Consider the following 26,359-nt stretch of genomic DNA (forward strand, 5'->3'; position numbering starts at 1 on the left):
GGCTGTTAGGGACCGTTTTCGCATTGATTTGCCAATTGGTTCAAGCACTGCCCCTCTGGTCTTAAAAGGATTAGCGGAGGAAAGCCTGGCGTTTCAGCCAATGGCCGTAGTGAACTTTTTCTTCGAATCGCTTTTTTTGCTTCAAAGCATGGTAAAATAGATCGTATTATGGACTTTTTGAAGGAGGTTGACGTATGGAAAAGGAAGAACTGAATCGCGGGTTTGGCCTCTGGTCATCGCTTGCCTTGGTGATTGGAACGATCATTGGTTCCGGTATTTTCTTCAAACAAGGAGCGATTTTGCAAACGGCCGGTTCGACATCGATGGCTCTTTTGGCTTGGCTAGCTGGTGGTGTTTTGACATTAACAGCGGGCATGACGGTTGCCGAAGTTGGTTCACAGATGACAGAAACCGGTGGCTTGTACTTGTATCTGACTAAGCTTTATGGAAAGACGATCGGCTTTTTGTCAGGTTGGATGCAGGTTGTTTTCTATGGGCCTGCCATGATGGGGGCGATTGCCTCATATTTTGGCTTGCTTTTCACCGCGCTTTTTAACCTACCAAAAATGTGGTCGATTCCTGTGGGGATGGTTGGTCTTGGTTTGATTGGCTTGTTAAATTCACTGCCAAACAAAAATTCCGCTTTCTTCCAAGTGCTTACCACCACGATTAAGTTGTTGCCGATTGTAGGCTTGACGATTTTTGGCCTTTTCTTCGGTCAAAATGATGCGCTCGGACAAACGGTTCACACCGTTTCTTCACATGGTGGCGGTTTTGGTGTGGCTGTCTTGGCCACGCTTTTCGCCTATGATGGCTGGGTGACCTTGGCCAACATCTCGGGTGAAATCAAAAATCCGCAAAAGACGTTACCAAAAGCCATCGTCTATGGCTTGTTAGTTGTAATCGTCGCCTATGTTGGCGTTTCTTACGGGACCTTCTCGTCGTTGGGCGCTAATCAGATTGTTGCCTATGGGGAACAAGCAACGGTTCACGTCGCCGAAGCTGCCTTTGGTCTTTTTGGTGGTCGCTTGCTTTCGCTTGCTGTGTTGGTGTCTTTGCTTGGTACATTGAATGGCAAGGTGCTTTCCTTTCCACGAGTCTTGTATGCGATGGCCCAACAGGGCGAATTCCCATTTGCCAAGACCTTTGCCAAGTTACATGCTTCTTCTAAGACCCCTAATGCGGCCATCTGGTTGATGATTGGGATTGGTTATCTGATGATGTGGGTGACGGATCCTAACCAGCTGACGGATTATGCTGTTTTTATCACCTTCCTCTTTTACATCTTGGCCTTTATCGGCGCCTTCATTTTGCGTCGCCGTGACCCCAAAGGGGAAAAGCGCGACTTTTCGATGCCCTTATATCCAGTGATTCCCATCATCGCCATTCTTGGTTCACTCTATGTTGAAGTGTCCGAATTAATGAACGATTTGCATGGTGTGTTGATTTCCGTTATCATAGTATTATTAGGTTTACCGGTCTACTACTGGTTAAATAACAGGAAATAACGAACAACACCAAGCAAACGCCCGCTCTTCGCGGTTGTTTTCACGGAATTCAACGGAGGTTTGAATGTTATTTTCGGAATGTTAAAAAGAATTTACATGACTTTAATGTTCATGTAATCTTGTTCCGGAATAATAAAAGACATGATGTTTAATAAAATTTTACTTACAAGCGTTGCAGTCGTTGGTCTTGCACTAACTGCTGTCAACTCACAATTTAATAATTCAAAATCAACGACTGACCAGGCCGTTAAGGTTTCTGGTTCTGTCAATGGTCAGACAGTTAAGACGGCTGTTTCATCATTGGACAACATTAAGAGCTTAGAAACTTCAGCTGCCAACCAAGAAGTGGCTTCTAACGACGATGCGCAAGCAGAAGACACGCAAGAAGATACTTCTGCTGATACGTCATCATCAAACGATAACACGACAGCTGCCCAAGTGACGACGGTGAGCGCCCCTGTTCAAACCGTCACGGAAGCTACCGGTGATATCAACTGGTTGATCCAACGCGAATCATCTGGTAACGTGAATGCGTCAAACGGTTCATTCTATGGAATCGGACAATTGTCACCTTCTGCTTACGCCACGTATGCAGCCGGACAAGACTATGTCGGCAATTACGCCGTCCAACTGCAGGCGATGCAAGGCTATATCGCTGCCCGTTATGGTACGGTGGCGAATGCCATTTCACATTTCCAATCAAACGGTTGGTATTAATCTGAATTTTTCAAATAAAAGGGCCCCGCTGGGGTCCTTTTTTGTCTAAGAAGATGACTTATCCATGATATAATGGACATAAAGAATGAAGTGAGTAAACGCCATGGTCCTAAACTTTTTAAAACCCACATACTGCGTTCAATCGGTTTATGATTTATCCGTTGACGAGCTAAAGAAAAACGGTATCAAAGCTGTCTTGACTGATCTGGACAACACGCTTTTGGCTTGGAATAATCCGGAAGGGACTCCTGAACTTCATGAATGGTTGAAGGAGACCAAGGCTTCTGGGATTGACGTGATCGTGGTATCGAACAATACTTGGGACCGCGTGAAAAAGGCGGTTGGCGGCTTGGATGTTGATTACGTAGCCTGGTCTTTGAAACCACTCCCACGTGGCATTTTGAAAGTGCTACACGACCGCGATCTGAACAAAGATGACGTCTTGATGGTCGGCGATCAAATGTTAACGGATGTTTGGGCCTCTCATCTGGCAGGGGTGCCTTCGGTCTTAGTGAAGCGCTTGATCGAATCTGACATGTGGCAGACTTGGCTGAATCGCTTTATCGAAAACCAAGCAAAGAAAATGATTTATAAAAAGGATGGCCCGGTCTTTTATGACTCCTTTGAAAAAGCCGTCCAAGCAAAGGAAGATTAAGCCTATATGGTAGAAAAACAACCAACTCCGGCAACAAAAGAAGCGGTGCAAGAAGCCTTGCAAGAAGGGCTATACTGCATCGGTTGCGGGGCTTTGATGCAATGTAGTGACAAAGAAGAGGCGGGTTATCTGCCCATGTCAGCCTTACAAAAGCAGCTGAATTCTGATCAGCTGCTCTGCCAACGCTGCTTTCGCCTTCGTCACTACAACGAAATCCAACCGGTTTCGTTGACGGATGACGACTTTATCAAACTCTTGCACCAAGTGTCTGACTCGAAGGCCTTAATTGTCTACGTTTTGGATCTGTTCGATTTTTCTGGTTCGACAATTCCTGGGCTTCCCCGCTTTGTTGGCGAGGGCAATCCGATCTTTGTGGTGGGAAATAAGGTGGACTTGCTACCAAAGTCATTGAAGCCAAACAAAATCAAGGACTGGGTTCGTGGTCAATTGAAGGAGCAGGGCATTAAGCCGGTTGACGTGGCGCTGACGTCTGCAGCTCACCCCGCCAACCTCGATGCGCTTTTGACAACGATTGATGATTTGCGTCAAAATCGCGACGTCTACGTTGTGGGAACAACTAACGTGGGTAAGTCGACTTTGATCAACCAAATCATCAAGTCAAAAACTGGTGTGCAGGAGTTGATCACGACCTCTCGTTTCCCAGGCACGACCTTGGATCAGATTGCCATCCCATTGGACGACGGCCAGTCCTTGATCGACACGCCAGGAATCATTAAGGCGGATCAGTACGCTCACCAAGTAGCAGACAAGGACCTCAAATACGTTTTGCCAAAAAACGAGATTAAGGCCCGGACGTATCAACTGAATCCAGAACAGACGGTCTTTATCGGCGGCTTGGCCCGCTTTGATTTGATTGCCAGTCACTCAGACGAGAAGACCTCTGCGACCTTCTATTTTGAAAACAACTTGAACTTGCACCGGACGAAGCTAGCTGGTGCTGATGATTTTTACGAGAAACACCGAGGCGAACTCTTGGCACCTGTTCCAAAGGACAAGCAAGGCCTTGTTGGGCATGAATTCACGACTAAGACGACAGCCGATTTAGTGATTGCTGGACTTGGTTTTATTACCCTACCAGCTGGTGTCACAGTTAAAGGCTATGCGCCGAAGGCCGTTTCCGTATTCTTGAGAAAGGCAATGATCTAATGCAATTAACAGGAAAGCAAAAGCGCTACTTGCGCTCACAAGCCAATACGTTGAGCCCGATCTTTTCAATTGGAAAGGCTGGTGCGTCAGCGGAATGGTTGGCTGAAGTGAAAAAGGCCTTGGCCAAACGCGAATTGGTTAAAGTCAACGTCCAACAAGGTTCTGAATGGTCAGCCAAGGATTTGGCTGCCTTCATCGAAAAGGAATCGACGATTACGGTGGCGCAAGTCATTGGTAAGACGGTGCTTTTGTACGAAGAAGCCAAGGATGCAAAGTACGTGAAGTACTCCTTAGAAATCAACAAATTAGCATAAGGAGAGCCAACATGACCGAGAATTTTGAAGAAATCTATCAAGCTGCCAAGAAGCAAGTGAAAGCCCACCTTTCCACGCATCGTTATGAGCACTGCTTGCGTGTTTCGGACTATGCGGTCAAACTCGCCAAACAAAATAACTTGGATGAGCAGCAGGCGGCTTTGGCCGGCCTGGTGCACGACTATGCCAAGGAACGTTCAGAAGCAGACTTCCTGGAAAAGATCGATGAAGCCAAGTTGCCGAAGTCATTGAAGGCGTGGGGAAATCCCATTTGGCACGGGGTTGTCGGTGCAGAATTCGTCAAAGACGAACTGGGAATTGAAGATCCTGAAATTCTGCAGGCCATTCGTTTACACACAACCGGTGGTTTGCACGATGAAATGACGACGTTGGACAAGGTTGTCTTTATGGCCGATTACTTGGAAGAAGGTCGGCATTTTCCTGGTGTCAAAGAAGCCCGTGCCATTACGGAGAAGTCGCTTGACCGAGGGGTCTTCTACCAATTGAGCCACACCTTAGCCTTCCTGGCTGACAAGGGTCAGGTGATTTATCCAAAGACATTTGACGCCTATAATGATTGGGCAAATTATTTGAAGAAGTAAAAGGAGCCAACATGGTTGACGAAAGCAAAGGACTCTTGAAAACGGTTTTAGAAGCCATTGATAATAAGCGCGGTGAGAACGTGACGGCCTTGGACATGCAGGGAGTTTCCCTTTTGGCAGACTACTTTGTTCTGGCCTCGGCTGGATCGAGTCGTCAGGCTCAAGCGATTGCTCGAGAGGTCAAGGAAGAAGTTGTCGCAGCTGGTTATCCAGTGGACCACATCGAAGGGTTCGAAAAGGCGAACTGGGTGGTCTTGGATTTGGGGGATGTGATCGTTCACGTCTTCGACGAAGAATCCCGTGACTTTTACCACTTGGACAAGCTCTGGTTTGATGCCAAGCCGGTCGACTTGTCCGAATACATTAGCGATTAATTGATTGTGGGCCATTTGGGGATATTCCAAGTGGCCCTTTCTACCAGAAAGGGGGCCAGCATGGCCGAAGAAGAACAGCCTTACCAGACCTTTGCCTCGCTCTATGACGAGCTATTTGACGGGGAACTGTACGAGGATTGGGCGGCTTTTGTAAAAGCCCAAGTATCAGCTGGCAAAGTCCTCGACTTGGGTGGCGGTGCTGGTCGCTTAGCCGTTTTGCTGGCTAAAGCAGGCTACCAAATGGACCTGCTGGACTTGTCTGCACCAATGTTGGAATTGGCTCAGGAGCACGCGGCTGCTGCCGATGTTGATTTGCGCTTGCTCCAGGCCGATATTCGCGAGTTCTCTGACTGGGAAGAAAAGTATCCGGCCATTGTGTCCTTTGCCGATACCTTTAATTATTTACCAGAAAAAGAAGACTTCTTGGCCGGCTTGAAGCAGGCTTACGATCACTTGGAAGACGGGGGAACCTTCCTCTTCGACGTGATTACGCCAAAGATGGTTAATGAGGACTACTTGGACTTCTGCTACAACAACGACGAGGATCCGGATAAAATTTTCATGTGGACGGCCTTTGTCGAAGAGGGGCAAAACGCGGTTGATCACGATCTGAAGTTCTTCTTGTATCAAGAAGACGTCGACGCCTTCAAGCTTGTGCGCGAAGTGCACCATGAAAAGACTTATGAAATGGCTCAGTATTTGGAAATGCTCCAATCGGTTGGCTTTGAATCCGTTTTGGCCAAGGCGGACTTTGGTCAAAAGGACGCGGACGACTCAGACAGTCGTTGGTTCTTCATTTGTAAAAAAGGAGCAAAGTGATGAAAGCAGTTGGCATTATTGCGGAATACAATCCTTTTCACAATGGGCACGCCTACCACTTGCAGGAAGCCAAACGGGTAACGGGCGCTGACGCGGCCGTTGTCGTCATGTCTGGAAACTTCGTGCAACGGGGCGAACCCGCCATTTTGGACAAGTGGGAACGGACCAAGTTGGCCTTGCACAACGGGGCGGACTTGATGGTCGAGCTGCCCGTTTTTTCGGCGGTCCAGCCTGGTCACCTTTTTGCTGAAGGCGCGGTTCGCATCTTGGCTGCCCTTGGCGTCGATGAGCTGGTCTTTGGCTCGGAGCATCCGGAAGTCGATTTCTTGGATTTGGCTAAGCAAGCAGAAGAAATCCAAGAAGCAGGCGCAAGCGCGGATAAGACGCAGACCTATGCGGCGGCTTACGCTGCTGATTTGGAAGAAAAGACCGGTTTCAAGTTGGAAGATCCCAACGATATTTTGGCCTTCTCTTATGCCAAGGCGGTTTTGAAACTCGGTGTGGACATGAAACTCCACCCAATCGCTCGAAAGGCAGCCGCCTACCACGACCAAGATATCGATGACGACCAAGCGATTGCTTCGGCTTCTTCCATCCGACTCGCGCTGCACAAGGGCAAGTGGGACCGCGTTGAAGGCGTCGTGCCGGCTGATACCTTGCAGGCCTTAAAGGAAAAGCCAAACACTTTGGCCTTCGAGGGCGTCTTCTTCAACTTGTTGCGCTACCGTTTGTTAACGGACACGGTGGGCCAGTTGGGTCAGGTTTACCAAATGGCCGAAGGCTTGGAACACCGGTTAGTTGGTGTAGCCACGGCAAAGGAAGCGCCGCAGTCCTACCAGTCCTTCATTAAGGCGGTCAAGTCCAAGCGCTACACCTTTGCCCGCATGCAACGGACGATGCTCTACACGTTGTTGAACATTAAGGTCGATCAAATGCAGGCCGCTATGGCGGATTCCTACATTCGTTTGCTCGGTTTTACCGATGAGGGGCAGGCTTACCTGTCTGAGGTCAAGCGCAAGGCGCGTTTGCCCATTATTTCAAGAGTCGATCAGGGCTTGGCCAAGGCTAACCTGCGACTCGATTACAAGGCCGGTCTGATCTGGCAGCTCTTAGCCGGACAAGCAGGCAGTCAAGAGGGCCAAGATTTGTCTCGTCGGCCCATTCACTATATGAAGGAGAATGACTAGTTATGAAGTTTGCCAAGCAACAACTCCAAAAGTTCCGTAACGAACCCTTGCATTTCGAGGAAGTGTTGGATCTAAATGACCGAATTCAAGAGCGCTTTTCCGATCTGATTTTGTCTGCCAAACCCATCAAAGTCACGGGTTCTGTACAACAAGACGACCACGATGACTATGTGCTTTTAGCTTCCTACCATGCTGATTTGACGTTGCCATCATCACGTTCCTTGGAGCCGGTGGATTGGTCAACGGATGTAACCATCCACGAAACTTTTGTGGAAGATCCGAAAAAGATCGCGCAATTCGACGAGGAAGAGCCGGTCTTTGCCTTGAAGGACAATGCGATTGATTTGGACCAGGTGGTTTTGGATAACCTGGTTGCAGCCTTGCCATTTCAGATTTTGACGGAAGAAGAAGCGGCTGGTGCGCCTTTGCCAGAAGGAAAAGACTGGCAGGTAATCTCGGAAGACGAATTCTTGGAAGAACACCCTGATGAAGCAGCATCCGGAGAAGAAGGGGCCAAAAAAGATCAGAAATTGGACCCTCGTTTGGCCAAATTAGACGATTTCTTTAAAAAATGAGATAATGAACGAGCTTATGGTAAAATACCATTAAAAGATATTCATTTATAAGGGTAACGAGTGACTGCTTTAGTTCTTTTGCCTTGTTACCAGCGGAGAAAATTATGAGTCGTATTTTAATTGTTGAAGATGAAGAGAATTTGGCCAAATTTGTCAAATTAGAACTGGAACACGAAAATTTCCAGGTGGAAACCGTCAAAAACGGTCGCGAAGGGCTTGACTTGGCTTTAAATGAAGATTTTGATCTAATTCTCTTAGATCTGATGCTCCCTGAATTAAATGGCTTTGAAGTGGCTCGTCGTTTGCGCGAAGAAAAGAAAACACCGATCATTATGATGACGGCTCGCGATTCTGTGATTGACCGTGTTTCTGGTCTGGACTACGGGGCGGATGATTATGTTGTTAAACCATTTGCCATCGAAGAGCTTTTGGCTCGGGTGCGGTCGTTGATGCGCCGAATTGATATCGAAAAAGAACCTTCTGGCTCTTCTTTGAACGTGATTACATTCAAAAATCTGAAATTAGAAAAAGAGAATCGGACGGTTCGTCGCGATGACCAGATTATTTCATTAACAAAGCGTGAATACGACCTACTTTTGATCCTGCTTGAAAACATCGACGTCGTGCAGGCGCGAGAAAAGCTGTTGAAGAAGGTTTGGGGCTTTGACACCAAGATCGAAACCAATGTGGTGGACGTCTACATTCGTTATCTACGTAATAAGTTGGATGATCCTGAATCAAAGACTTCTTATATCCAAACGGTCCGTGGAACGGGCTATGTGATGCGGAGCTAGGATGACAGAAAAAACTGAAAACAATCGAAAATACTCACCGTTAAAAAAGAGTCAGGCAATCTTATCGCTTGGTTTGACGGTGGGTTTTTTGCTAATTGCCTGCGGTATTATCCTTGGCTTAATGGCCGTTCAGGGTTCGAATCTGACGCACCAAGTCTTTTTGGCCATTGGCCATTGGTGGTGGTCTTTTTTGCTCTTTGCGGTCTTTGGTATTGGACTCTTAGCCTTCTTTTTAGCCCAATTGTTTTTACTGCCGGTGAAGCGAATTACCAAGGTCATGGGGGCCTTTGAGGAGGATCCCATGACCAAAAAACGAGTGGACGTTTCTGCCTACAATCAGGAATTAGATGAACTTGGCCAGTTGTTAAATCAAACGATGGGCCAAGTGCAAAATCTCGTGCAGTCCCAGCAAGATTTTGTGTCAGATGTTTCACACGAATTGCGAACACCGGTGACCATCGTGAAGGGACATTTGAATTTGTTGGCGCGTTGGGGAAAGGATGATCCTGAAGTTTTGGCGGATTCCCTTTCTTCTTCGCTTTCTGAAATCAAACGAATGGAAGTCCTCGTCAATGAGATGCTTCAATTGACCCGTGCCGAAAAACTGATTGTCAACAAGGAACAGATTACGACATCAGTGGCAGCGGTTGTGGAACGGGTGTATCATGATTTTCAAATTGTTCACCCTGAATTTTCTTGGACTTATGACGGCGAAGTCAGTCAACCAATCGAGGTGGCCATCCGTCCTGATCATTTGGAGCAACTTTTGATTATTTTGCTCGATAATGCCATCAAATATTCAACCGATCGAAAGGAAGTTCATTTAGCCTTAGCCAAGGCAGGTGCGTGGGTTGAAATTGGTGTTCAAGACTTTGGTCAAGGGATTGCTCATGATGACTTGGATCGCATTTTTGATCGTTTCTATCGGGTGGATAAAGCACGGGTACATCAACCGGGCGGAAATGGTCTTGGATTATCAATCGTTAAAAAGATGGTGGCGGCCTACGGCGGTCAGGTACAAGTTGAATCAGCCTTAGGGTCAGGCTCTTCGTTTCGACTGCGCTTTCCCTTAGTTGATCCGAGCCAAGAAGAGGTTTTAGAAGAAAAACAGTCTGATTTGACAGATTCATGACCCGTCTTGGAGTGAATCTTGCTATAATTGGTGTGACTTCATTCCTTATAATGATAAACAACTAAAGCTTTTTAGGAGCCCACATGAAATTACTGAAACGCTACGCGACGATTGCCTTTGTTCTCTTTGACATTTACTTATTTACAGGTGGAACTGGTGTTAACGGGCGGATTTATAACTTAGTATCAAAGCCCATCATTGAGGCTTTGCTGCGACTTGCCGAGGCTGTCGGGGGTGTGAACGCGATTGGCTGGGCAATTATTATTTTGACAGCGATTATTCGTTTGATTCTGCTGCCAATTATGGTGAGCCAATCAAAAAACACAACAATTTCGCAATTGAAGATGCAAAAGTTGCGGCCGGAATTTGAAAAAGTTCAAGCGGCGGTTAAATCCGCCAAAAGTCAAGCTGAACAGCAAGCGGCTTCCATGGCCTCCATGTCGCTTTATCGGGAAAATAATGTCTCGATGACCGGTGGCATTTCCTGGCTGACGATGGCGATTCAAATGCCGATCTTTTCTGGTTTGTACCTCGCCATTGCCCATGCCAACGGACTGAAGACGGCAACTTTCTTTGGCTTTGAACTGTCTTCGCCACAGCTCGTTTTCTCAATCATGGTGCTGGCCGTTTACCTCCTGCAGTCTTACTTGACGCAGTTGCACGTACCAGCCGCTCAGAAGAAGCAGACAGGAGCTTTGATGTGGTTGATGCCCGTCGTGATTGCTGGCTTCACCATTGTGTCTTCCGGGGCTTTGGCACTTTACTTCTTGGTCGGTGGATTTTTTGTGGTCATCCAAGCGCTTATCACACATATGATCTATCAAAAGTTAAAGGCCCAAGTTGATCGCGACTTCGTCATTCAAAAGACGGCTGATGATTTGCTCAACAACGCCGCAACGATGGGGCAACAAGCACAAGCAAAAACCGAAGAAAAACGTGTTCGTCCCGAAGATTTGCGTCCGCGCGATGTGACAGAAGAAGGGTCTAAGACAGGCCGTAACGCAGGCAAGCAACGTCGCTCATAAGACGAATTTAATTCAGAAAGAAGTACTATGGAACGCATTTTATCAAAGCAAAATAACAAGGTGAAAGCCTGGGCCAAATTGGCCACGAAGAAGGGCCGCCAAGATCAAAAGACCTATCTTTTGGATGGCTGGCACTTGGTTCAAGAAGCGATTAAGGCTAAGGCCAAGTTCCACGCCATTATGGCGACAGAAGAACAAATGCAAGAACACTTAGCGGATGTGCCACACGGCGTACCGGCCTTTGAAATTTCAAAAGAAGTTGCGGCACACATTGCGGGATCAAAGACGCCGCAAGGCATCTTTGCTGAAGTGACCTTGCCTGAAAAGACCTTCGACCCTTCTTATGTGCATGACGGCCTTTGGCTATTCTTGGATGCCATCCAGGATCCTGGAAACGTCGGGACCTTGGTCCGGACGGCGGATGCTGCAGGTTTCAAAGGGGTGGTATTGGGAAATGGTACAGCCGATCTTTTCGCCCCTAAGGTCGTTCGGGCCATGCAAGGGTCGAACTTCCATTTGGAAGTACTCCAAGCTGATCTCAATGACTGGATTAAAGCCTTTAAGGATAACGATCTGCCAGTCTATGGATCGGAGTTGAACGAAGAGGCGAAGCCATATCAAGACATCCACGGTTTGTCAGCCGGGGCCTTGATTGTTGGAAATGAAGGGCAAGGTTTGGATCCTGAATTAGCCAAGCAGACGACGGCTAACTTGTATATTCCACTCATTGGTTCAGCTGAATCATTGAATGTGGCGGTTGCTGGTGGTGTTTTGATGTTCCGCTTGTCTCTTGGAAATTAATGGTAACTTTGCTATACTAATAAGTATGAATTGCGAGTGGAGGCGTCCTTGTGACTAATATTTTAACCATTCTCTTGCTAGTCGTTGGCTTCTTGCTGATCGTTTCAGTGATGATGCAGCCTAGTAAACAACAAGATGCACTATCAGCTTTGTCTGGTGGGGCAACCGATTTATTTACAGAACGAAAGTCTCGCGGTTTCGAAGCCATTATGCGTCGAATTACGACAGTTCTTGGCGCACTATGGTTTATCATCGCCCTTGTGCTGATGTATATTGCCGCTCATTAATGAATAAGGTCAGTTTACTTTTTTGTAGACTGATTTTTTATTAGCATTTTTTAGAAAGAATCATTCATGGAAACAAAACAAGTAAAAGAACAGCTCCAAGGTTTCTTGAAAGCCAACCCTAAGCAGGCCTTTTCCGCCCAAAACCTCGCTGACGGCCTGCGTTTAGAAGGAGCAGCCGGCTACCGACAGGTACTCGGGGTATTGGAAAATCTAGCCGATAACCAGATTGTCAAAAAAGTCGACCAGGACAGCTACCAATTCCAGGGGCAAAAGGGCGACATCGTCGGCGAATTTAAAGCCAACGACAAGGGCTTTGGTTTTGTTCGCTACGATGAGAACCTTCCCGACTATTTCGTTGGACCAGATAACACCCTGCAGGCCATGCAGGGCGATACAGTCCGAGTTTCAATGGTTAAGCCAGCGCAATCGGCTGACCGCGGACCAGAAGGAAAAGTTGAAGAAATTCTCGAACACGCCTATTCTCGGCTGGTCGGCGTTTACACCTCAAGTACGCCATTTCAAGGAACCCTTGGTCAAATTCGTTTATCCGATAAGAAGGCCTTGTCTTATCAGGTGATTGTGGATGCCTCGACGGCCGACGAAGATTTGCACGATGGTCAAGTGGTTGTCGCCGAGGTTCAATCCTATGCGGATGCCATTCATCCTAAGCAGTTGGTTGCCACGGTGACTCAAGTGCTGGGTTATGAAAACCAACCTGGCATGGATATCATGCAGATTGTTGAAAATAAAAAAGTGCCCAATCACTTCCCAGATGAGGTGATGAAAGAAGCGGACGCTATTCCAAACGAAGTGCTTCCTTCTGAATGGGAAGATCGGCAAGACATTACGGATCAACCCTTAGTCACGATTGATGGGGCCGATACGAAGGATATTGATGATGCCGTTGTGGCATGGAAATTAGATAATGGCAACTATCATCTCGGGGTGCACATTGCAGACGTTTCGCACTATGTTCGTCCGGGGACGGCCATTGATGCAGAGGCCTACAACCGAGGAACTTCCGTTTATTTGACGGATCGTGTTATTCCGATGTTGCCACAGAAGTTGTCGAACGGAATTGCGTCGTTGAATCCAAACGTCACTCGTTTGGCGATGTCTGTTGAAATGGAAATCAACCCACAGGGCGAAGTGGTCAAGCACCGCTTAGCCCAATCAGTGATCGAATCACATGCGCGGATGACTTATGATAAAGTCAACGAAATTTTGGCTGGAGACGAAGCGGCCCGTGAAGAATACGCCGGCTTAGCCGATATGTTTGACACGATGGGTGATTTGCATCAGATCTTGGCCAAGAAACGTGAAAAGCGCGGCGCGATCGAATTCGATACGCCTGAAGCTTCCATTGTTGTGGATGAAAACGGCAAGGCTGTTGACGTGGTTGTTCGTGAACGTGGAACGGCTGAACGGATGATCGAATCCTTCATGCTGGCTGCCAACGAAACAGTGGCTGAGCACTTCGATAAGAAGAAAGTGCCATTCCTCTACCGTATTCACGAAACGCCGGATGAGGAACGGGCCCAATCCTTCTTTGAATTTGCCAAGGCCTTGGGTCACCCAGTCAAGGGTGATCCGGCAAATGTGACGCCGATCATGCTGCAGACCTTGATGAAGAAGGTCAAGGACGATCCGGCCGAACAGATGATCTCAACGATGATGCTTCGCGCTATGAAGCAAGCCAAGTATTCGCCGGAACCACTGGGCCACTTTGGTCTGGGTGCCGAGTACTATACCCACTTCACATCACCAATTCGTCGTTACCCTGATTTGACGGTCCACCGCTTGATCAAGTGGTATACGGAAAATGGTTACGGTAAGGAAGCGCAAGAAAAGTACGCCTCTTCATTGAATGAAATCGGTATCGACACGTCGACTCGTGAACGACGGGCGGTCGATACGGAACGTCTGGTTGATGCCATGAAGAAGGCCGAGTACATGGAAGACAAGGTCGGAAACGAATACGAAGGGGTTGTTAACGCGGCTCTTAAGTTCGGCCTTTTCGTTTCCTTGGACAACACGGTTGAAGGTTTGGTGCACATCTCCAACCTGACCGATGATCACTATGATTATGATGAGAAGCACGCAGCCTTGATTGGTCGTTCCAAGCACCACATTTTCCAAATTGGACAAAAGGTGAAAATTAAGGTGATTCGTGCTTCCAAGAAGGATTCAACGGTCGACTTTATTTTGACTAATCCAGAAGAAGCGCCAACGACTGACATTAAGGTGCCGCAGCCAAGCCGCGGTAGTTTCGGTCGCGATCGGAAGGGCAAGGATCGTGGTCGCAATGGCAACAAGCGTAGTAATGGTCGTGGCGGTAACGAGCGCCACAAGCAAAACGATCGATCAAATGCCTCCTCAAAAGCCAAAAATGGGGCCAATCACCCACATCGTCCTAAAAAAACTGGTCTAGCTGGCCGTTCGAATCCCCAAAAGGGTAAAAGCAACCAAAATCACAAGCATCCATTTCAAATGAAGCAGAAGTAAGACACGATTGAAAGGAGCCGCCATGGCCAAGAAAAAAATAACGCATGATGATGCCTTGGCAACCAATCGAAAGGCGCGCTTTAATTACGCAATCGAAGAGACTTTTGAAGCGGGGATGGCGCTGACAGGAACGGAAATCAAGTCCGTTCGTGCCGGTCAAATCACGATTGGAGATGGTTTTGTCAGTTTTAAAAACGGACAAGCGTCCCTTGATAATGTTCATATTGCCAATTATGAGCAGGGCAATCAATTTAACGTTGATCCGTTGCGCTCTCGTCGCTTGCTCTTGCATAAGCGCCAAATCAATCATTTGGCAGCACTTGTCAAAGAGAGCGGGGTGACCGTTGTCCCACTCAAAGTATATCTAAAACAGGGCTTTGCCAAAGTTTTGATCGGTGTTGGGCGCGGGAAAAAGCAGTATGATAAGCGCCAATCCATTAAGAAGCGTGACATGGAACGGGACTTAAACCGTCAGTTCAAAAAGTAAGTAAAACGGGATCGACCGAGGCTTTTGCCTTGGCTGATCCCGTTTTTAACTTTCAACATGAAAGGAAGAGCAACAGAAAAAAATTAATGGAATTTAGATTGCTAAAAAGACGACGAGAATGGCTTTTATCGCTAAAATCTAGGACTTTTTTAATGATCGCTCTAATTGACCAATGCGCTTAATTTGTCTATACTAGACCTGTGAATTAAATAAAATTCACGACTGAAAGGAAAAGAATATGCTGATGATCGTTATTTCAGCACTCTTTGCTCTTCTAGCCGGCTTAGCTGGTGGTTATCTCACGAAAAAGATCGTTGATCGCATTCGTTTAGATAACGCTAAGCAGGTGGCAACAAACATTTTAAAACAAGCACAAGACGAAGCAAAAAGTATCAAAAAGTCCGCTGAGGTCGATGCCAAAGGGTACGCCCAAGAATATCGACATCAGGTGGAAGAATCACTGTCTGATCGACAAAAACGTGTTGAAGATCAGGAATCACGCCTTCAGGATCGCGTGGTGACCTTGGACAAAAAAGACGTCACGTTAAATGAACGTGATGCTTCTTTGATCAAGAAGGAGACCAAGCTTCAGAATCGTTTAGATTCTGCTGCTGAAAAAGAAGAGGCGGCTGAACAGAAGTTAGCTGAACAGGAACAAAAGCTGGAAGAAATTGGTCAATTGACCAAGGACCAAGCCCAAGAGATCATCTTGGATAGCTCGAAGGCGCAACTTGAAAAAGAACGCGCTGCCTTGATTCAAGAATATGAACAAGATGCTAAGAGCGAAGGTGAAAAGCGGGCTCGCGATTTGATTGTGGCTGCTATTCAGCGGTCAGCTGCTGACATGGTTTCAGACGTCACCGTTTCTGTTGTCAATTTGCCAAGTGAAGACATGAAGGGACGAATCATTGGTCGTGAAGGCCGGAATATCCGGACCATTGAATCCTTAACGGGCATTGATCTGATCATCGATGACACGCCGGAGTCGGTTGTTTTGTCTGGTTTTGATCCTCTTCGCCGTCAAATTGCTAAAAACGCGTTAGAAGCGTTGATTGCAGATGGCCGAATTAACCCTGCCAAAATTGAAGAAGCGGTTGAAAAGGCTCGTCGTCAGATGGATGAAAACATTCGTCAAAAGGGTGAAGAAGCGGTCTTTGAACTCGGTATTCGTGGTTTGCACCCTGACTTAATTAAGTTGGTTGGTCGGATGAATTACCGTACTTCTTATGGACAAAATGTCTTACAACACTCTTTGGAAGTCGCTAAGCTAACCGGCTTAATGGCTGCCGAATTTAAAATGGATGTCGCGCAAGCAAAGCGTGCCGGCCTCTTGCATGATATTGGAAAAGCCATCGATGCCGAAGTCGAAGGTTCTCACGTCGAGCTCGGCGTTCGAATGGCAGAAAAATATCATGAAAAGCCTAATGTCGTTAACGCGATCGCCGCCCACCACGGCGATACGGAACCAACATCACCACTGGCTGACCTTGTGATGGCAGCGGATGCTATTTCCGCTGCACGTCCGGGTGCTCGTTCGGAATCGCTTGAAAATTATGTTCAACGATTGACGGACTTGGAACAGATTGCCGGAGATTACCAAGGTGTCAAATCCGCTTACGCTATCCAAGCTGGACGCGAAGTGCGCGTGATTGTCGAACCAGACCAGGTTTCAGACATCCAGGCCACAGTCTTAGCTCACGATATCAAGGCGGAAGTGGAAGATCAGCTCGAATACCCTGGCCACGTCAAAGTGACCGTTGTCAGAGAGACAAGAGCGGTCGATTATGCACGTTAAGAAAAGCCCGTTCGGGCTTTTTTTAATGGCAAAAAAATAAAAGGATCATAAAATGTTTTGGAGCGTCGGAAAAATTGGTAATCTTTTAGAATTTTGATACAATAGACATGATTATTCGATAAATATTCTGATTGGAGAAAGTATGACGGTAGGACAGATTTCACTCTTAATTTTTGCTTTGGCCTTTTTGCTCTTGGTTTTAGCAATCACGATTTTCTTGCTTCGTTTAACTCGGTCGGTTTCCGTTTTGACTAGTGATTTGGATACGGTGGTTCGGTCATCTAATGATCTAATTGCCAACACGAACCTCTTAGTGGATGATGTTAACGACAAAATGGCGACGTTGGATGTGACGGTGCAAGCAGCAGCCGATTTGTCAGCCACCATTTCTGACTTGAACCAATCAGTACGAAAGACGTCGAGTTCCGTTTCAGGCTTTGGAACGGCTGCTAAGACAGGATTTGCGCTCGTTTTGTCAAAGCTCTTTAGCAAGTCTTCTAAAAAAGCCAAGTGAAAGGACTTATTATGAAAACACCCACGAAAGTAATGGCAGGATTTCTTTTTGCCTTTGGTGCCTCAGCTGTTTATAAGCTGTCAAAATCTGAAAAAGACCAAGAAAACTTGAAGAAAAAGTTGGGTCAAGCCCAAGAACAACTACAAGACATGATGGAAAAAGCTTCCCAAAAGGTTGCCCCATATGTTGATCAAGCCAAAGCTTCCATCAGCTCGTCAAAAGAAGCGCTGGCCGACTCCGTTGCCCAAATGGATGACGAAGAAGATGAAGATATTGAGATCGAAGAAAAAGATCTCGATTTGAACAAGTAAAAAAACACCGTTTCGAAAAGAAACGGTGTTTTTAAATGGCGATGGTGCCCTTGAAAATAAACGAGATCTGTCTGAAGACTATAAGAGTGCCTGGGCCTTTTTGGTGTTTGCAAAATGTAACTTGGCAAAGTGCCTGAGATCCTTTTTTTGCTTCATTAGTTTTGCTGCCGTCCGATCTGCTTCTTTGCCTGCACCGATAGGCAATGTGACACCGGCTTCTGCACTTAATTCTTGCATACTTTTCAGCTCGACGAAGCGAGCCAAAACGGAAGCGGCGGCCACGGCCACGTGCTCACTCTCCCCTTTAGTGATGAAGTAAGTGGGCAGGTCAGGCCGAATTTGCTGGTTTTTCGTCAAGTAACGGTAATAAGACGATCCCTGAACGAACTGATCGACTAAAATCGCGTCGGGTCGAGGCAAACCGTCTAGTTTAGCCAAAACCTGGTTGTGCGTAAAATTGTGGGAAAGGGCCTTCATGGCCACCACGTTTTGCCCACTTTCTTGTTTTTGGTTATAAAAGTCTGGTGTTAAGTTAACGATGTGGTAGGGAAGGTTTTTGATGATATAGGGGGCCAACTGTTCAATTTTATCGTCGGTCAAGTTTTTGGAATCAGCAAAGCCCATTTGGCGGAGCTCATCGACTTTGTTTCTTGGCACGTAAACAGCGGCTGTTGTTAGGGGACCAAAGTAAGCCCCGGCGCCGACTTCATCAGAACCAATCACGCCCCAGTCGGCAAAGCCTTGGGGAAGGGTTGGGCGCTTCTTCTTTGTTTTGGACGAAGTGACCGTGCTTGGGCCGGGTGTCCGCTGTTTTTCAAATCCTTGAAAACGAGAAGACTCTCGATCATGATTGGCTCCTTGGAAAAGCACCTTACCAGATCGATAGGCTGTAATCGTTACGCCGTTTTTCTTCGCCTGAAAAAGGGCGCTTTTGGCCTTGCATGGGACTAAGTCATTTTCATAGGCTGCCTTGGCCTTTGAAAGTCCTTCTTTTGTCAGTAAAATCACAGTTTGCATGCCTTAATTATAGCAGTTTTAATGGTATAATTGACGGTATTCGAGACAAGCTTTTTAGCTTGTCGACTTTGGAGGAGGACGCCCATGGTACTCATGTGGATTGGCATTTTGTTTTTGGTTTTGATGGTGCATTCGGGTTATAAGACGGGCTTTACGACAAGCCTGGCCCGCATTGTGTTGTGGGGCTTGGTGCTCTACGTCGCATTGGTTTTGTCAAAACCGCTTTCGACGGTCTTTGCTGGTTTCATCTCTGGCCAGTTTGCCCGACCAACGGTACCAACGTCCTGGGCAAATTCCGGAACGAGCTTTTTGGCATCCGGCCTGGCCTTTGCTTTGATCCTGGCGCTTGGCTCTTTTGTTGGCCATTTCTTGCTGCGCTCAATTCACTTTGTGCGCCGCATTCCCTTGTTGGGCAAATTAGACGGATTACTGGGGGCAGCTTTGTCACTGGTCTTGGGCTTGGTGCTGATTTTCTTTTGCTTGCAGATTTTGTCCGTCATTCCAAACGCCTGGCTGCAAGGGCAATTTGCAGAAAACCAATTCTTAAATCACTACTTGGATCAGTTCCCCATCATTTCTAACCAAATCTATCAATGGTGGCTCTAATTCTATATTGAGGTATTATGAATCAGAAAGTTCTTCAAACACTTGAATACGAAAAAGTAAAGCAACTCTTGCTACCGTTTGTCCAAACGGCTCAAGGAAAGGCAATGGTTGACACGCTAACGCCGTCATCTTCCTATGACGAAGTGGCAGAGTGGCTCCAGGAAACGGCCGAGGCCGCAATGGTCCTGCGCTTACACGGTGGCTTAGCCCTGCCCAATTTGGAAGATATCCAAAAACAGGCGCGTCGTTTGCAAATCCAAGCTTCTTTGAACGGAAGTGAAATTGTATCCTTGGCTAAGGTCTTACAGGCAACGGCTGCTATCGCCCACTTCTTTCAGCGAATCCAAGCAGACGACATGCAGGGTTCCTTGCCTCTTCTACAGGCTAAGGTCGATCAATTGGTGCTTTTGCCAGAACTGACGAAGCAGGTTCAAGAAACAATCGACGATCAAGGAAGAGTTTTGGACTCCGCATCGTCTGCGCTCGCTTCTTTCCGCCGGCAAATGGCTGGCAAGGAAGCGGCTATCCGCGATCAATTGGCCAACTACACCCGGGGCAAGTCCGCTCGTTATTTGTCCGAAACGATTGTGACGAAACGAGCCGATCGCTACGTTTTGCCTGTCAAGGTCGAATACCGCCATCAAATCCCAGGTATCGTTCATGACCAAAGCCAGTCCGGCCAGACTTATTACATTGAGCCACAGGCCGTTGTTGAGCTGGCCAATGATTTGTCTGAAGTTCGCGTCTTGGCTTTGGCCGAAGAGGATCGGGTACTTTCCGAACTATCAGTTTTGCTAGCTGACCACCGGGAGGATTTGTTGCAGAATGCGGACATCCTTGGACGGTTAGACTTCATTAACGCCAAGGCATTGTTGGCTAAGTCGCAAAACGCCATGGCACCCGAACTTTCAAAGGATAAGACGGTGGCTTTGCACCGTGCCTGGCACCCGTTGATTGGCGAAGAGCAATCGGTCAAAAATGACATTCTGCTGGGTGAACACTATCAGACATTAATTATTACGGGACCAAACACCGGTGGTAAGACGATTACCATAAAAACATTGGGGCTTTTGCAATTGCTTGCCCAGTCCGGCCTTTTTATCACGGTTGGTCGCCCATCAACGGTGACGGTCTTTGACGACATCTTTGCAGATATCGGAGATGAGCAATCGATTGAGCAGAACTTATCGACTTTCTCTTCACACATGGAAAATATCAAGGGTATCTTGAGTCAAACGGATGAGAACAGTTTGGTCATTTTCGATGAATTGGGAGCGGGGACCGACCCTTCCGAGGGGGCTGCGTTGGCCATGGCTATTTTGGACCGGACGAAGTCGCTTGGGGCCAACACGATTGCCACGACTCACTACCCGGAGTTGAAACTCTATGGAAACGAACGTGCCGGTACACAAAACGCCTCGATGGTTTTTGATGTCGAAACGCTCAAGCCCACTTATCAGCTTTTGATCGGGGTTCCAGGACAGTCAAATGCCCTGGCCATTGCGTCACGTTTGGGCTTTGATCAAGCCCTTTTAAATGATGCAAAGACGATGGTTAATCCAGAAGATCAGCAGTTAAACGATATGATCAAGGATTTGGTTTCCGAACGTCAGGCAGTCAAGGCTGAACGGGCGCATTTGCAAGAAGAACAAAAGCAAGTAGACGATAAGCAAGAACAGCTGGACGACAAACAAGACAAGCTTGAAAAAGAGCGGGCAAAACTCATGTTGGCTGCTAAAAAGCAGGCCAACGAGCTGGTTGCTAAAACCCGGCGTGAAGCAGACAAGCTGATTAAAGAAATTCGTTCGGAACGCTTGGCTGGTGGACAGCAAAACAAGCTTTCCGAACAGGATTTGCAAAAACAAAAGCAAGCGATTGCCTCTTTGCAGCAATCCGATAAGCTGGAAAAGAACAAGGTCTTGCAGAAGGCTAAGCGGGCCAAGGAGTTGAATGAGGGGGATGACGTTGTTGTTTCGTCTTACAACCAGCAGGGGACCTTGGTCAAAAAGCACAAGAACGGTCAGTGGGAAGTCCAGATGGGCATCTTGAAGATGCTCGTTGACGAAGACGACTTGAAGAAGACCGAAGCGACCGCCAAAGCGCAGCAAGAAAAGCAGAAAACAAAGCGCCAAAAGGTTAAAAATAACGCTGCTCGATCCGGCAACACCGGTCGGGTACAGGCCAAGCTTGATTTGCGTGGTGTACGCTATGAAGCGGCACTTGCTGACTTGGACCGCTACCTCGATTCCGTCGTTTTGGCCAACCTATCTTCTGTTGAAATCATTCACGGAAAGGGATCCGGTGCCTTGCGGCAGGGCGTGACCCAGTTCCTCCGTTCAGACCGTCGCGTAAAAGATTATCATTTTGCCTCCGCGAATGCGGGTGGGGATGGTGCCACAATCGTGACGTTGAAATAATGCGGAAGATTTATTAGTGTATTTTATTCAGTAATTTTAATCAAAAGGGCAGCGCCCAAAAGGAGACTTATGGCAGAGAAAAAATATCCAGCAGGCCAGTATTTGTCAGCACTGTTCGGTTATGCCCGCGACTTTAACTACAATCACTTGGTCTTTGAAGCCAACCGCTTCAAAGTGTCGGTGATCTTACAGCGCCGTTCGAACACTTACGGAAATGCAGATCTTTTCTATAGTTCTGCTGACCCAAAAGCCTTTGCGGAAGTGATGTCAGCGATCAATCAAGCGATCGAAATCGCCGAGTTAGAGGGTGACCGTCAAGCGACGGTGAAAACGCCAGACTTAGAACGGCAGGATCAGATCTTCCAGTTTAAATTAAAGGAATTCGGCCACGGCAAATATTTGCTGGACTTAAGTATTTAAGGAGTTGTCATGAAACAAGGAAAATCAGCTCAAATCAAAAAGTTTAAGAAGCAAAAGAGCTTGCAAAAGTTCCAAGAAAAGAAGAAGTTATCCCCATTTGACTACAACGAATTTGCTGGTTTCTTGCGGGCCCGTTTCTTTTTGACCAAGCAGCACAGCTATCAGAAGGAAACTTTCGAAGTCGCTTCCTTTTTCTTGGATGACTTGATTGCTACAATGGTCCAACAGAATTTCTCGGACTTCACGTCTGATAAGCACGTCATCGTGAAAATGAACGAAGTCATGCAGGCTACGCTGGTGCAGTCAGCCGACCGAGACTGGCGCTACTTCATCACCTTGATGCCGGTCTTGTACGACATTCAAAGTTTCTTGGCCAAAGAAGCGTCGGTATCCGACCGCTTCTCATTGCAGACGACGCCGTTTGATCCAAACTTTTGGCGAATGATTGTTCGAACAGTTCTGGCCGTCAACTACTTCCGCTTTCAGGGACAAGACGTGGCCAAGGTCATGTCAGAAGGCAATGCCATCGACGACTTGCAATTCAAGTTCTTAAACCAAAACGAGCAGGATGACGACTTTGCTTTGGCTACCATCGAAGAAGTCTATAAGGGCTTGTCGGTTACTGAGCCAAAACTGTCAGGTAAGGATGTTGGGCCAAAGGCTGATAAGTTATCTGCTGGGGCCATCGAAGAGGAAGTCGCCTTTGGAAAGCGCATGGTCGAAACTTTCCAAAAGACGGCGATCAAAGACGTGGTATCCGACCAAGAAGTGCAGATGCTTTTGTCCTTCCACAAGGGCTTGGCTGAACAGTACCAGGTGACACACCGTGAGTGGACCAACGATTTGCTGACGAGCTTTGCCAAGAAGCACTTGATGGACTACTGGCAACCAAAATGGGATTCCCTAGACGGCTTGGGTGGCGAAATTGCGCGCTACGTCAAGTTCTTAGACCGAAAGAAAGCGGTTGATACGGTTCGAATCGCTGAACTTGAGGGATCTGGTCTCGACCACTTTGTCGACATTCAGGCGCTTAATAAGCTTCTCGGTCAATTGTCCGACCAACGAGTCGAAGAATTGCTGCAGGAACCAAAGCGTGCAGAAAAGTAAAAGAAAAAGCCCCAACAACCAAGAGGAAAGGTTGTTGGGGCTTTTTATGCGCTATATCGAAATGACTAACCGATGTGGCGAAGTAGAGCAGGTGAAAGTAGCTGACAGCGCTTGCTGATCTGATCATCGATCAAAAGGGCGCCGGTTTGGTCTTCGAAGAGCACACCGAAAAAGTCTTGAATGCGTTCTTGATCGAAGCCGTAGTTCATCTGAACAGCCGTTGGTTGTCCGTTATGGAGAGCTTCTTCTAAACGAGTAATTAAGACAGTGCTCGTTTGCTGTTCTTTTAATGGGACCACCTCGAAGTGTTCCTTGATTTTCGTCCAGCCTTGCTTGAACTGGTTCATGAAATTGACTTGTGGTTGGGCTGAAAGCTTTACTTGCATCAGACCGCCTCCTCTTTATCTGTTGACTTTAGTATACGAACAAATGTTCTGAAAAGCAAGTGCTTTTCTTGCCTCATTCGCTATAAAATGTGGATAAACACCGCCAATAAGGCATTTATCCACAAATAATAAAAAGGGAACATCCTTTCTTTTTTCGCTTTTTTATTCGCCTACTGTCTTTTGTTAAAAACAGTGACGCGTTATTTGCAAAAATACCCTTGACTTCAAGGAGCAGGCCGGATCTCATAATTGAAATAAGACCTTTTTCCTGGTAAGATATCTATATTAGAGATTAAACGATAAAGAGGATGCATATGACTGAACGGGGCTTGTTAATCGTCTTGTCAGGGCCGTCAGGCGTTGGTAAGGGAACGGTTCGAAAGGCAATTTTTGAAGATGATGGCGTTGACTTCCGTTACTCCATCTCCGCAACCACGCGAAAGCCCCGTACAGGGGAAGAAAACGGGAAGGATTATTTCTTTGTTTCTCGTGAGGAGTTTGAAGAGAAGATCCAAGCAGGTGATATGCTAGAGTATGCGGAATACGTTGGCAATTACTATGGTACGCCGCGTTCATTCATCGAAGAAACGCTTGCTTCGGGCAAGGATGTTTTCTTGGAAATCGATGTCCAGGGTGCTTTGCAAGTGAAAGCTAAGATGCCAGAGGGCGTTTACATTTTCTTGACGCCGCCCGATATTAAGAACTTGCGTATGCGTTTGGAAGGCCGTGGAACGGATTCAGCTGACGTTATCGAAAAGCGAGTTGCTGCTGCCAAAGACGAATTGAAGAAAATGATCAACTACAATTACGCTGTTGAAAATGACGTGGTTGAAAAGGCGGTTGATCGCATTAAGGCCATCATCACTGCCGAACGCCTCCGCGTGTCTCGTGTGATTGACCAAATTACGGATTAAAAAGGAGAACACCATGTTACTTTACCCATCAGTTGATAAATTACTTGAAAAAGTTGATTCACGTTATAAGTTGATTGCATTAGCATCAAAAAGGGCCCGCGAATTGGACGCTGGCATGCCTGCTACGCAAGTGAAATTTAACTCCGTTAAGTCCGTTGGCGAAGCGTTGGAAGAAATCGAAGCTGGTGACGTTGTCATCAATCCGGTTGTACAAGATACTGAGGACTAAGATGAGCGACTTTCCACAATTGGCTGTCGGGCCAAACGATGTTAAAGCTACTTTGAAAACCAGTGTTGGAGACATTGCTTTGGCTTTGTTTCCAAAACAAGCACCGAAGGCTGTTGAAAACTTTTTGACCCATGCTAAAAATGGGGATTATGACAATGTTATCTTCCACCGAGTGATCAATGATTTCATGATTCAAACAGGCGATCCCGAAGGAACGGGGCGTGGTGGACAAAGTATTTGGAAAAAGCCCTTTGAAGATGAGTTTTCAAAAGAACTCTTCAACATTCGTGGCGCTTTGTCGATGGCCAATGCTGGACCTAACACGAACGGTTCCCAGTTCTTCATCGTTCAAAATAAGCATTTTCCAATGCAGATGAAGCCTTATTTGGGTCGCTACTCAGAAGAAGTTGCAAACTTCTATAAGAAGCAGGGTGGGACACCTTGGCTTGACGGAAAGCACACGGTTTTTGGTCAAGTTGTCGAAGGCATGGAAGTGGTCGATCAGATTGCCTCCGCGAAAGCCGATCGTGCTGATCGCCCAGTAAAAGACATTGTGATTAAGCAAGTAGTCCTCTAGCCTTTGGCGGGGACTTTTTTATTAGCAATGAGTAGAAAGGAAAAGCAGATGACTTATCAAATTGGACAAAAGGTGACGGGTGTCGTGACTGGCATTCAACCTTATGGTGCCTTCGTTAAACTAGATGAGCAAACGCAAGGGCTGATTCACATTTCTGAACTTAAGTCAGGTGTTGTTAAAAACTTGGAAGATGAATTATCCGTTGGTCAACAGGTCACGGCGATCATTTTAGATATCGACCAGTATAGCCAAAAGATATCGCTGTCTGTTCGGCAGCTTTCGCTAATGGATTTGGCGAAGACGCCGATTATTAAGAACAATAATGTCAAACGTCGTTTCTGGACGAATTACCATCTGACTTTTGGTTTTGAACCGATTGCCTTGGCTATGCCGGGGTGGAAACGAGAAGCAAAAAAGCGCTTGGGATTGGAAGATTAATAAAGGAGTGTTGTCATGACAATGGTTGCAGCAACTGTGATTGCTTATCGCGATGATTTGCCTTACTTTTTGGTAGAAGAAAAGGATGGAAAGGATCAATTTCTGGCAGTCAAAGTTCATCAACATCACGAGGAAACATCGCTTGGTATGATTTTGAAATCATTTGCCAAATTGGGGGTAACGGATTTTGACTCTTGGCGATTGGGTGAACTGCAAACGATCAAGTTGCCAGAAGAAGGACACGCGCCACTGTATTCCTTTCATGTAACGGATTTTGATAAAGTAATCCAGGATATGCCAAAAGGGTTGGTTTTCAAATCAGGGGACGAAATCCAACGCTTATTAATGACGGTTCAACCAACGACCTTTACGGCATTCGACGAATAGTTTGTTCGATAATTCGGCGATTGTATGGAAAGTAGTGAACGAATCATCAAAAGATCTTGCTTTTCTTCGGCTTTGAATATTTTCAAGAAGAACTTGTAAAAAAGCATTGACCTGAAGCAGCAAAGACCGTATACTAATTATTGTTCCTTACGAGGGACGGCGCTAAGCAAGGCAACTTGCGAGGCGCGATAAAAAAACTCAAAAAAGTAGTTGACCGAAAGAGGTTAAACTGCTATGATAAATGAGTTGCCCAATCGGGTACGCACATTGAAAACTGAACAAAACTTTGAAC

At 46.8% G+C, this 26,359-nt stretch carries 31 protein-coding genes; 29 read left to right on the forward strand and 2 right to left on the reverse strand.

From position 1 onward, the window contains the following. The first annotated feature begins 194 nt into the window (after nucleotides 1-194). From G6R27_RS05130 to G6R27_RS05225, 20 genes are all read left to right on the forward strand, one after another. Nucleotides 195-1,508: an APC family permease gene (locus tag G6R27_RS05130; RefSeq protein ID WP_213819992.1), complete on the forward strand. Its 1,314-nt coding sequence runs from the start codon at nucleotides 195-197 to the stop codon at nucleotides 1,506-1,508. A gap of 141 nt (nucleotides 1,509-1,649) precedes the next feature. After that, on the forward strand, nucleotides 1,650-2,225 hold the full coding sequence (locus tag G6R27_RS05135) for an aggregation-promoting factor C-terminal-like domain-containing protein (protein WP_213819993.1): 576 nt from the start codon (nucleotides 1,650-1,652) through the stop codon (nucleotides 2,223-2,225). Between the two features lie 103 nt (nucleotides 2,226-2,328). Then, nucleotides 2,329-2,880 (forward strand): YqeG family HAD IIIA-type phosphatase, encoded by a 552-nt coding sequence (locus G6R27_RS05140; protein ID WP_213819994.1) that lies wholly within the window; start codon nucleotides 2,329-2,331, stop codon nucleotides 2,878-2,880. Between the two features lie 6 nt (nucleotides 2,881-2,886). Next, nucleotides 2,887-4,047 carry a ribosome biogenesis GTPase YqeH gene (yqeH, locus tag G6R27_RS05145; protein WP_213819995.1) on the forward strand — a complete coding sequence of 387 codons (1,161 nt, stop codon included), beginning with the start codon at nucleotides 2,887-2,889 and terminating at the stop codon, nucleotides 4,045-4,047. Then, complete coding sequence (yhbY, locus tag G6R27_RS05150) at nucleotides 4,047-4,361, forward strand: ribosome assembly RNA-binding protein YhbY (protein ID WP_213819996.1); 315 nt, start codon at nucleotides 4,047-4,049, stop codon at nucleotides 4,359-4,361. Before yqeH ends, yhbY begins: the two co-directional genes overlap by 1 nt. Before the next feature lie 11 nt (nucleotides 4,362-4,372). Next, complete coding sequence (gene yqeK / locus G6R27_RS05155) at nucleotides 4,373-4,963, forward strand: bis(5'-nucleosyl)-tetraphosphatase (symmetrical) YqeK (RefSeq protein WP_213819997.1); 591 nt, start codon at nucleotides 4,373-4,375, stop codon at nucleotides 4,961-4,963. A gap of 11 nt (nucleotides 4,964-4,974) precedes the next feature. Then, nucleotides 4,975-5,337, forward strand: coding sequence for a ribosome silencing factor (rsfS, locus tag G6R27_RS05160; RefSeq protein ID WP_213819998.1), 363 nt, complete (start codon nucleotides 4,975-4,977; stop codon nucleotides 5,335-5,337). A 60-nt stretch (nucleotides 5,338-5,397) separates the two neighbouring features. Next, nucleotides 5,398-6,156 (forward strand): class I SAM-dependent DNA methyltransferase, encoded by a 759-nt coding sequence (locus G6R27_RS05165; protein ID WP_213819999.1) that lies wholly within the window; start codon nucleotides 5,398-5,400, stop codon nucleotides 6,154-6,156. Continuing rightward, nucleotides 6,156-7,343, forward strand: a complete 1,188-nt coding sequence (locus G6R27_RS05170; RefSeq protein ID WP_213820000.1) for a nucleotidyltransferase — start codon at nucleotides 6,156-6,158, stop codon at nucleotides 7,341-7,343. Before G6R27_RS05165 ends, G6R27_RS05170 begins: the two co-directional genes overlap by 1 nt. Nucleotides 7,344-7,345: 2 nt before the next feature. Continuing rightward, complete coding sequence (locus G6R27_RS05175; RefSeq protein WP_213820001.1) at nucleotides 7,346-7,918, forward strand: YceD family protein; 573 nt, start codon at nucleotides 7,346-7,348, stop codon at nucleotides 7,916-7,918. A 104-nt stretch (nucleotides 7,919-8,022) separates the two neighbouring features. Then, complete coding sequence (locus G6R27_RS05180; protein ID WP_213820002.1) at nucleotides 8,023-8,712, forward strand: response regulator transcription factor; 690 nt, start codon at nucleotides 8,023-8,025, stop codon at nucleotides 8,710-8,712. Between the two features lies 1 nt (nucleotide 8,713). After that, nucleotides 8,714-9,844 (forward strand): sensor histidine kinase, encoded by a 1,131-nt coding sequence (locus tag G6R27_RS05185; protein ID WP_213820003.1) that lies wholly within the window; start codon nucleotides 8,714-8,716, stop codon nucleotides 9,842-9,844. A gap of 83 nt (nucleotides 9,845-9,927) precedes the next feature. Continuing rightward, the gene (gene yidC, locus G6R27_RS05190) at nucleotides 9,928-10,869 is read left to right on the forward strand and encodes a membrane protein insertase YidC (RefSeq protein WP_213820004.1); all 942 of its coding nucleotides are present in this window, start codon (nucleotides 9,928-9,930) and stop codon (nucleotides 10,867-10,869) included. A gap of 27 nt (nucleotides 10,870-10,896) precedes the next feature. Then, nucleotides 10,897-11,670 (forward strand): TrmH family RNA methyltransferase, encoded by a 774-nt coding sequence (locus tag G6R27_RS05195; protein WP_213820005.1) that lies wholly within the window; start codon nucleotides 10,897-10,899, stop codon nucleotides 11,668-11,670. 50 nt (nucleotides 11,671-11,720) lie between these two features. Beyond that, on the forward strand, nucleotides 11,721-11,957 hold the full coding sequence (secG, locus tag G6R27_RS05200) for a preprotein translocase subunit SecG (RefSeq protein ID WP_213820006.1): 237 nt from the start codon (nucleotides 11,721-11,723) through the stop codon (nucleotides 11,955-11,957). Nucleotides 11,958-12,023: 66 nt separating this feature from the next. Next, a complete protein-coding gene (gene rnr / locus G6R27_RS05205; protein ID WP_230791157.1) occupies nucleotides 12,024-14,462 on the forward strand; it encodes a ribonuclease R in 2,439 nt (812 codons plus the stop codon). Between the two features lie 22 nt (nucleotides 14,463-14,484). Then, on the forward strand, nucleotides 14,485-14,949 hold the full coding sequence (gene smpB, locus G6R27_RS05210) for an SsrA-binding protein SmpB (RefSeq protein WP_213820007.1): 465 nt from the start codon (nucleotides 14,485-14,487) through the stop codon (nucleotides 14,947-14,949). A gap of 238 nt (nucleotides 14,950-15,187) precedes the next feature. Then, complete coding sequence (gene rny, locus G6R27_RS05215) at nucleotides 15,188-16,744, forward strand: ribonuclease Y (protein WP_213820008.1); 1,557 nt, start codon at nucleotides 15,188-15,190, stop codon at nucleotides 16,742-16,744. Between the two features lie 142 nt (nucleotides 16,745-16,886). Then, nucleotides 16,887-17,258, forward strand: a complete 372-nt coding sequence (locus G6R27_RS05220; protein ID WP_213820009.1) for a DUF948 domain-containing protein — start codon at nucleotides 16,887-16,889, stop codon at nucleotides 17,256-17,258. A gap of 11 nt (nucleotides 17,259-17,269) precedes the next feature. Next, the gene (locus G6R27_RS05225) at nucleotides 17,270-17,569 is read left to right on the forward strand and encodes a hypothetical protein (protein WP_213820010.1); all 300 of its coding nucleotides are present in this window, start codon (nucleotides 17,270-17,272) and stop codon (nucleotides 17,567-17,569) included. A gap of 78 nt (nucleotides 17,570-17,647) precedes the next feature. Here G6R27_RS05225 and rnhC read toward each other — a convergent pair whose 3' ends face one another. Then, on the reverse strand, nucleotides 17,648-18,586 hold the full coding sequence (rnhC, locus tag G6R27_RS05230) for a ribonuclease HIII (protein ID WP_213820011.1): 939 nt from the start codon (nucleotides 18,584-18,586) through the stop codon (nucleotides 17,648-17,650). Nucleotides 18,587-18,670: 84 nt separating this feature from the next. Here rnhC and G6R27_RS05235 point away from each other — a divergent pair, with 84 nt between their 5' ends. The 4 genes from G6R27_RS05235 to G6R27_RS05250 all read left to right on the forward strand — a co-directional run bounded on the left by G6R27_RS05235 (nucleotide 18,671) and on the right by G6R27_RS05250 (nucleotide 23,136). After that, nucleotides 18,671-19,192 (forward strand): CvpA family protein, encoded by a 522-nt coding sequence (locus G6R27_RS05235; RefSeq protein ID WP_213820012.1) that lies wholly within the window; start codon nucleotides 18,671-18,673, stop codon nucleotides 19,190-19,192. Between the two features lie 17 nt (nucleotides 19,193-19,209). Next, nucleotides 19,210-21,609 carry an endonuclease MutS2 gene (locus tag G6R27_RS05240; protein ID WP_213820013.1) on the forward strand — a complete coding sequence of 800 codons (2,400 nt, stop codon included), beginning with the start codon at nucleotides 19,210-19,212 and terminating at the stop codon, nucleotides 21,607-21,609. A 69-nt stretch (nucleotides 21,610-21,678) separates the two neighbouring features. Beyond that, nucleotides 21,679-22,029, forward strand: coding sequence for a hypothetical protein (locus tag G6R27_RS05245; RefSeq protein WP_213820014.1), 351 nt, complete (start codon nucleotides 21,679-21,681; stop codon nucleotides 22,027-22,029). Nucleotides 22,030-22,038: 9 nt separating this feature from the next. Then, nucleotides 22,039-23,136, forward strand: coding sequence for a metaphase chromosome protein 1 (locus tag G6R27_RS05250; RefSeq protein ID WP_213820015.1), 1,098 nt, complete (start codon nucleotides 22,039-22,041; stop codon nucleotides 23,134-23,136). A gap of 65 nt (nucleotides 23,137-23,201) precedes the next feature. Here the strand turns inward: G6R27_RS05250 and G6R27_RS05255 are convergent, their stop codons facing one another. Next, the gene (locus G6R27_RS05255; protein WP_213820016.1) at nucleotides 23,202-23,522 is read right to left on the reverse strand and encodes a hypothetical protein; all 321 of its coding nucleotides are present in this window, start codon (nucleotides 23,520-23,522) and stop codon (nucleotides 23,202-23,204) included. 314 nt (nucleotides 23,523-23,836) lie between these two features. Here G6R27_RS05255 and gmk point away from each other — a divergent pair, with 314 nt between their 5' ends. The 5 genes from gmk to G6R27_RS05280 are packed head-to-tail and all read left to right on the forward strand — an operon-like array spanning nucleotide 23,837 to nucleotide 26,067. Further along, nucleotides 23,837-24,436: a guanylate kinase gene (gmk, locus tag G6R27_RS05260; protein WP_213820017.1), complete on the forward strand. Its 600-nt coding sequence runs from the start codon at nucleotides 23,837-23,839 to the stop codon at nucleotides 24,434-24,436. A gap of 13 nt (nucleotides 24,437-24,449) precedes the next feature. Continuing rightward, nucleotides 24,450-24,665, forward strand: coding sequence for a DNA-directed RNA polymerase subunit omega (gene rpoZ, locus G6R27_RS05265; protein ID WP_213820018.1), 216 nt, complete (start codon nucleotides 24,450-24,452; stop codon nucleotides 24,663-24,665). A gap of 1 nt (nucleotide 24,666) precedes the next feature. Further along, nucleotides 24,667-25,242 carry a peptidylprolyl isomerase gene (locus G6R27_RS05270; RefSeq protein ID WP_213820019.1) on the forward strand — a complete coding sequence of 192 codons (576 nt, stop codon included), beginning with the start codon at nucleotides 24,667-24,669 and terminating at the stop codon, nucleotides 25,240-25,242. Nucleotides 25,243-25,290: 48 nt separating this feature from the next. Beyond that, entirely contained in the window at nucleotides 25,291-25,680 is a 390-nt protein-coding gene (locus G6R27_RS05275) for a CvfD/Ygs/GSP13 family RNA-binding post-transcriptional regulator (RefSeq protein ID WP_213820020.1), read from the forward strand. 15 nt (nucleotides 25,681-25,695) lie between these two features. Then, the gene (locus G6R27_RS05280) at nucleotides 25,696-26,067 is read left to right on the forward strand and encodes a hypothetical protein (RefSeq protein ID WP_213820021.1); all 372 of its coding nucleotides are present in this window, start codon (nucleotides 25,696-25,698) and stop codon (nucleotides 26,065-26,067) included. Nucleotides 26,068-26,359: the final 292 nt, after the last annotated feature.

It is taken from the genome of Fructobacillus papyriferae (genome assembly GCF_018437225.1).
In the GTDB taxonomy this organism is placed as follows: domain Bacteria; phylum Bacillota; class Bacilli; order Lactobacillales; family Lactobacillaceae; genus Fructobacillus; species Fructobacillus papyriferae.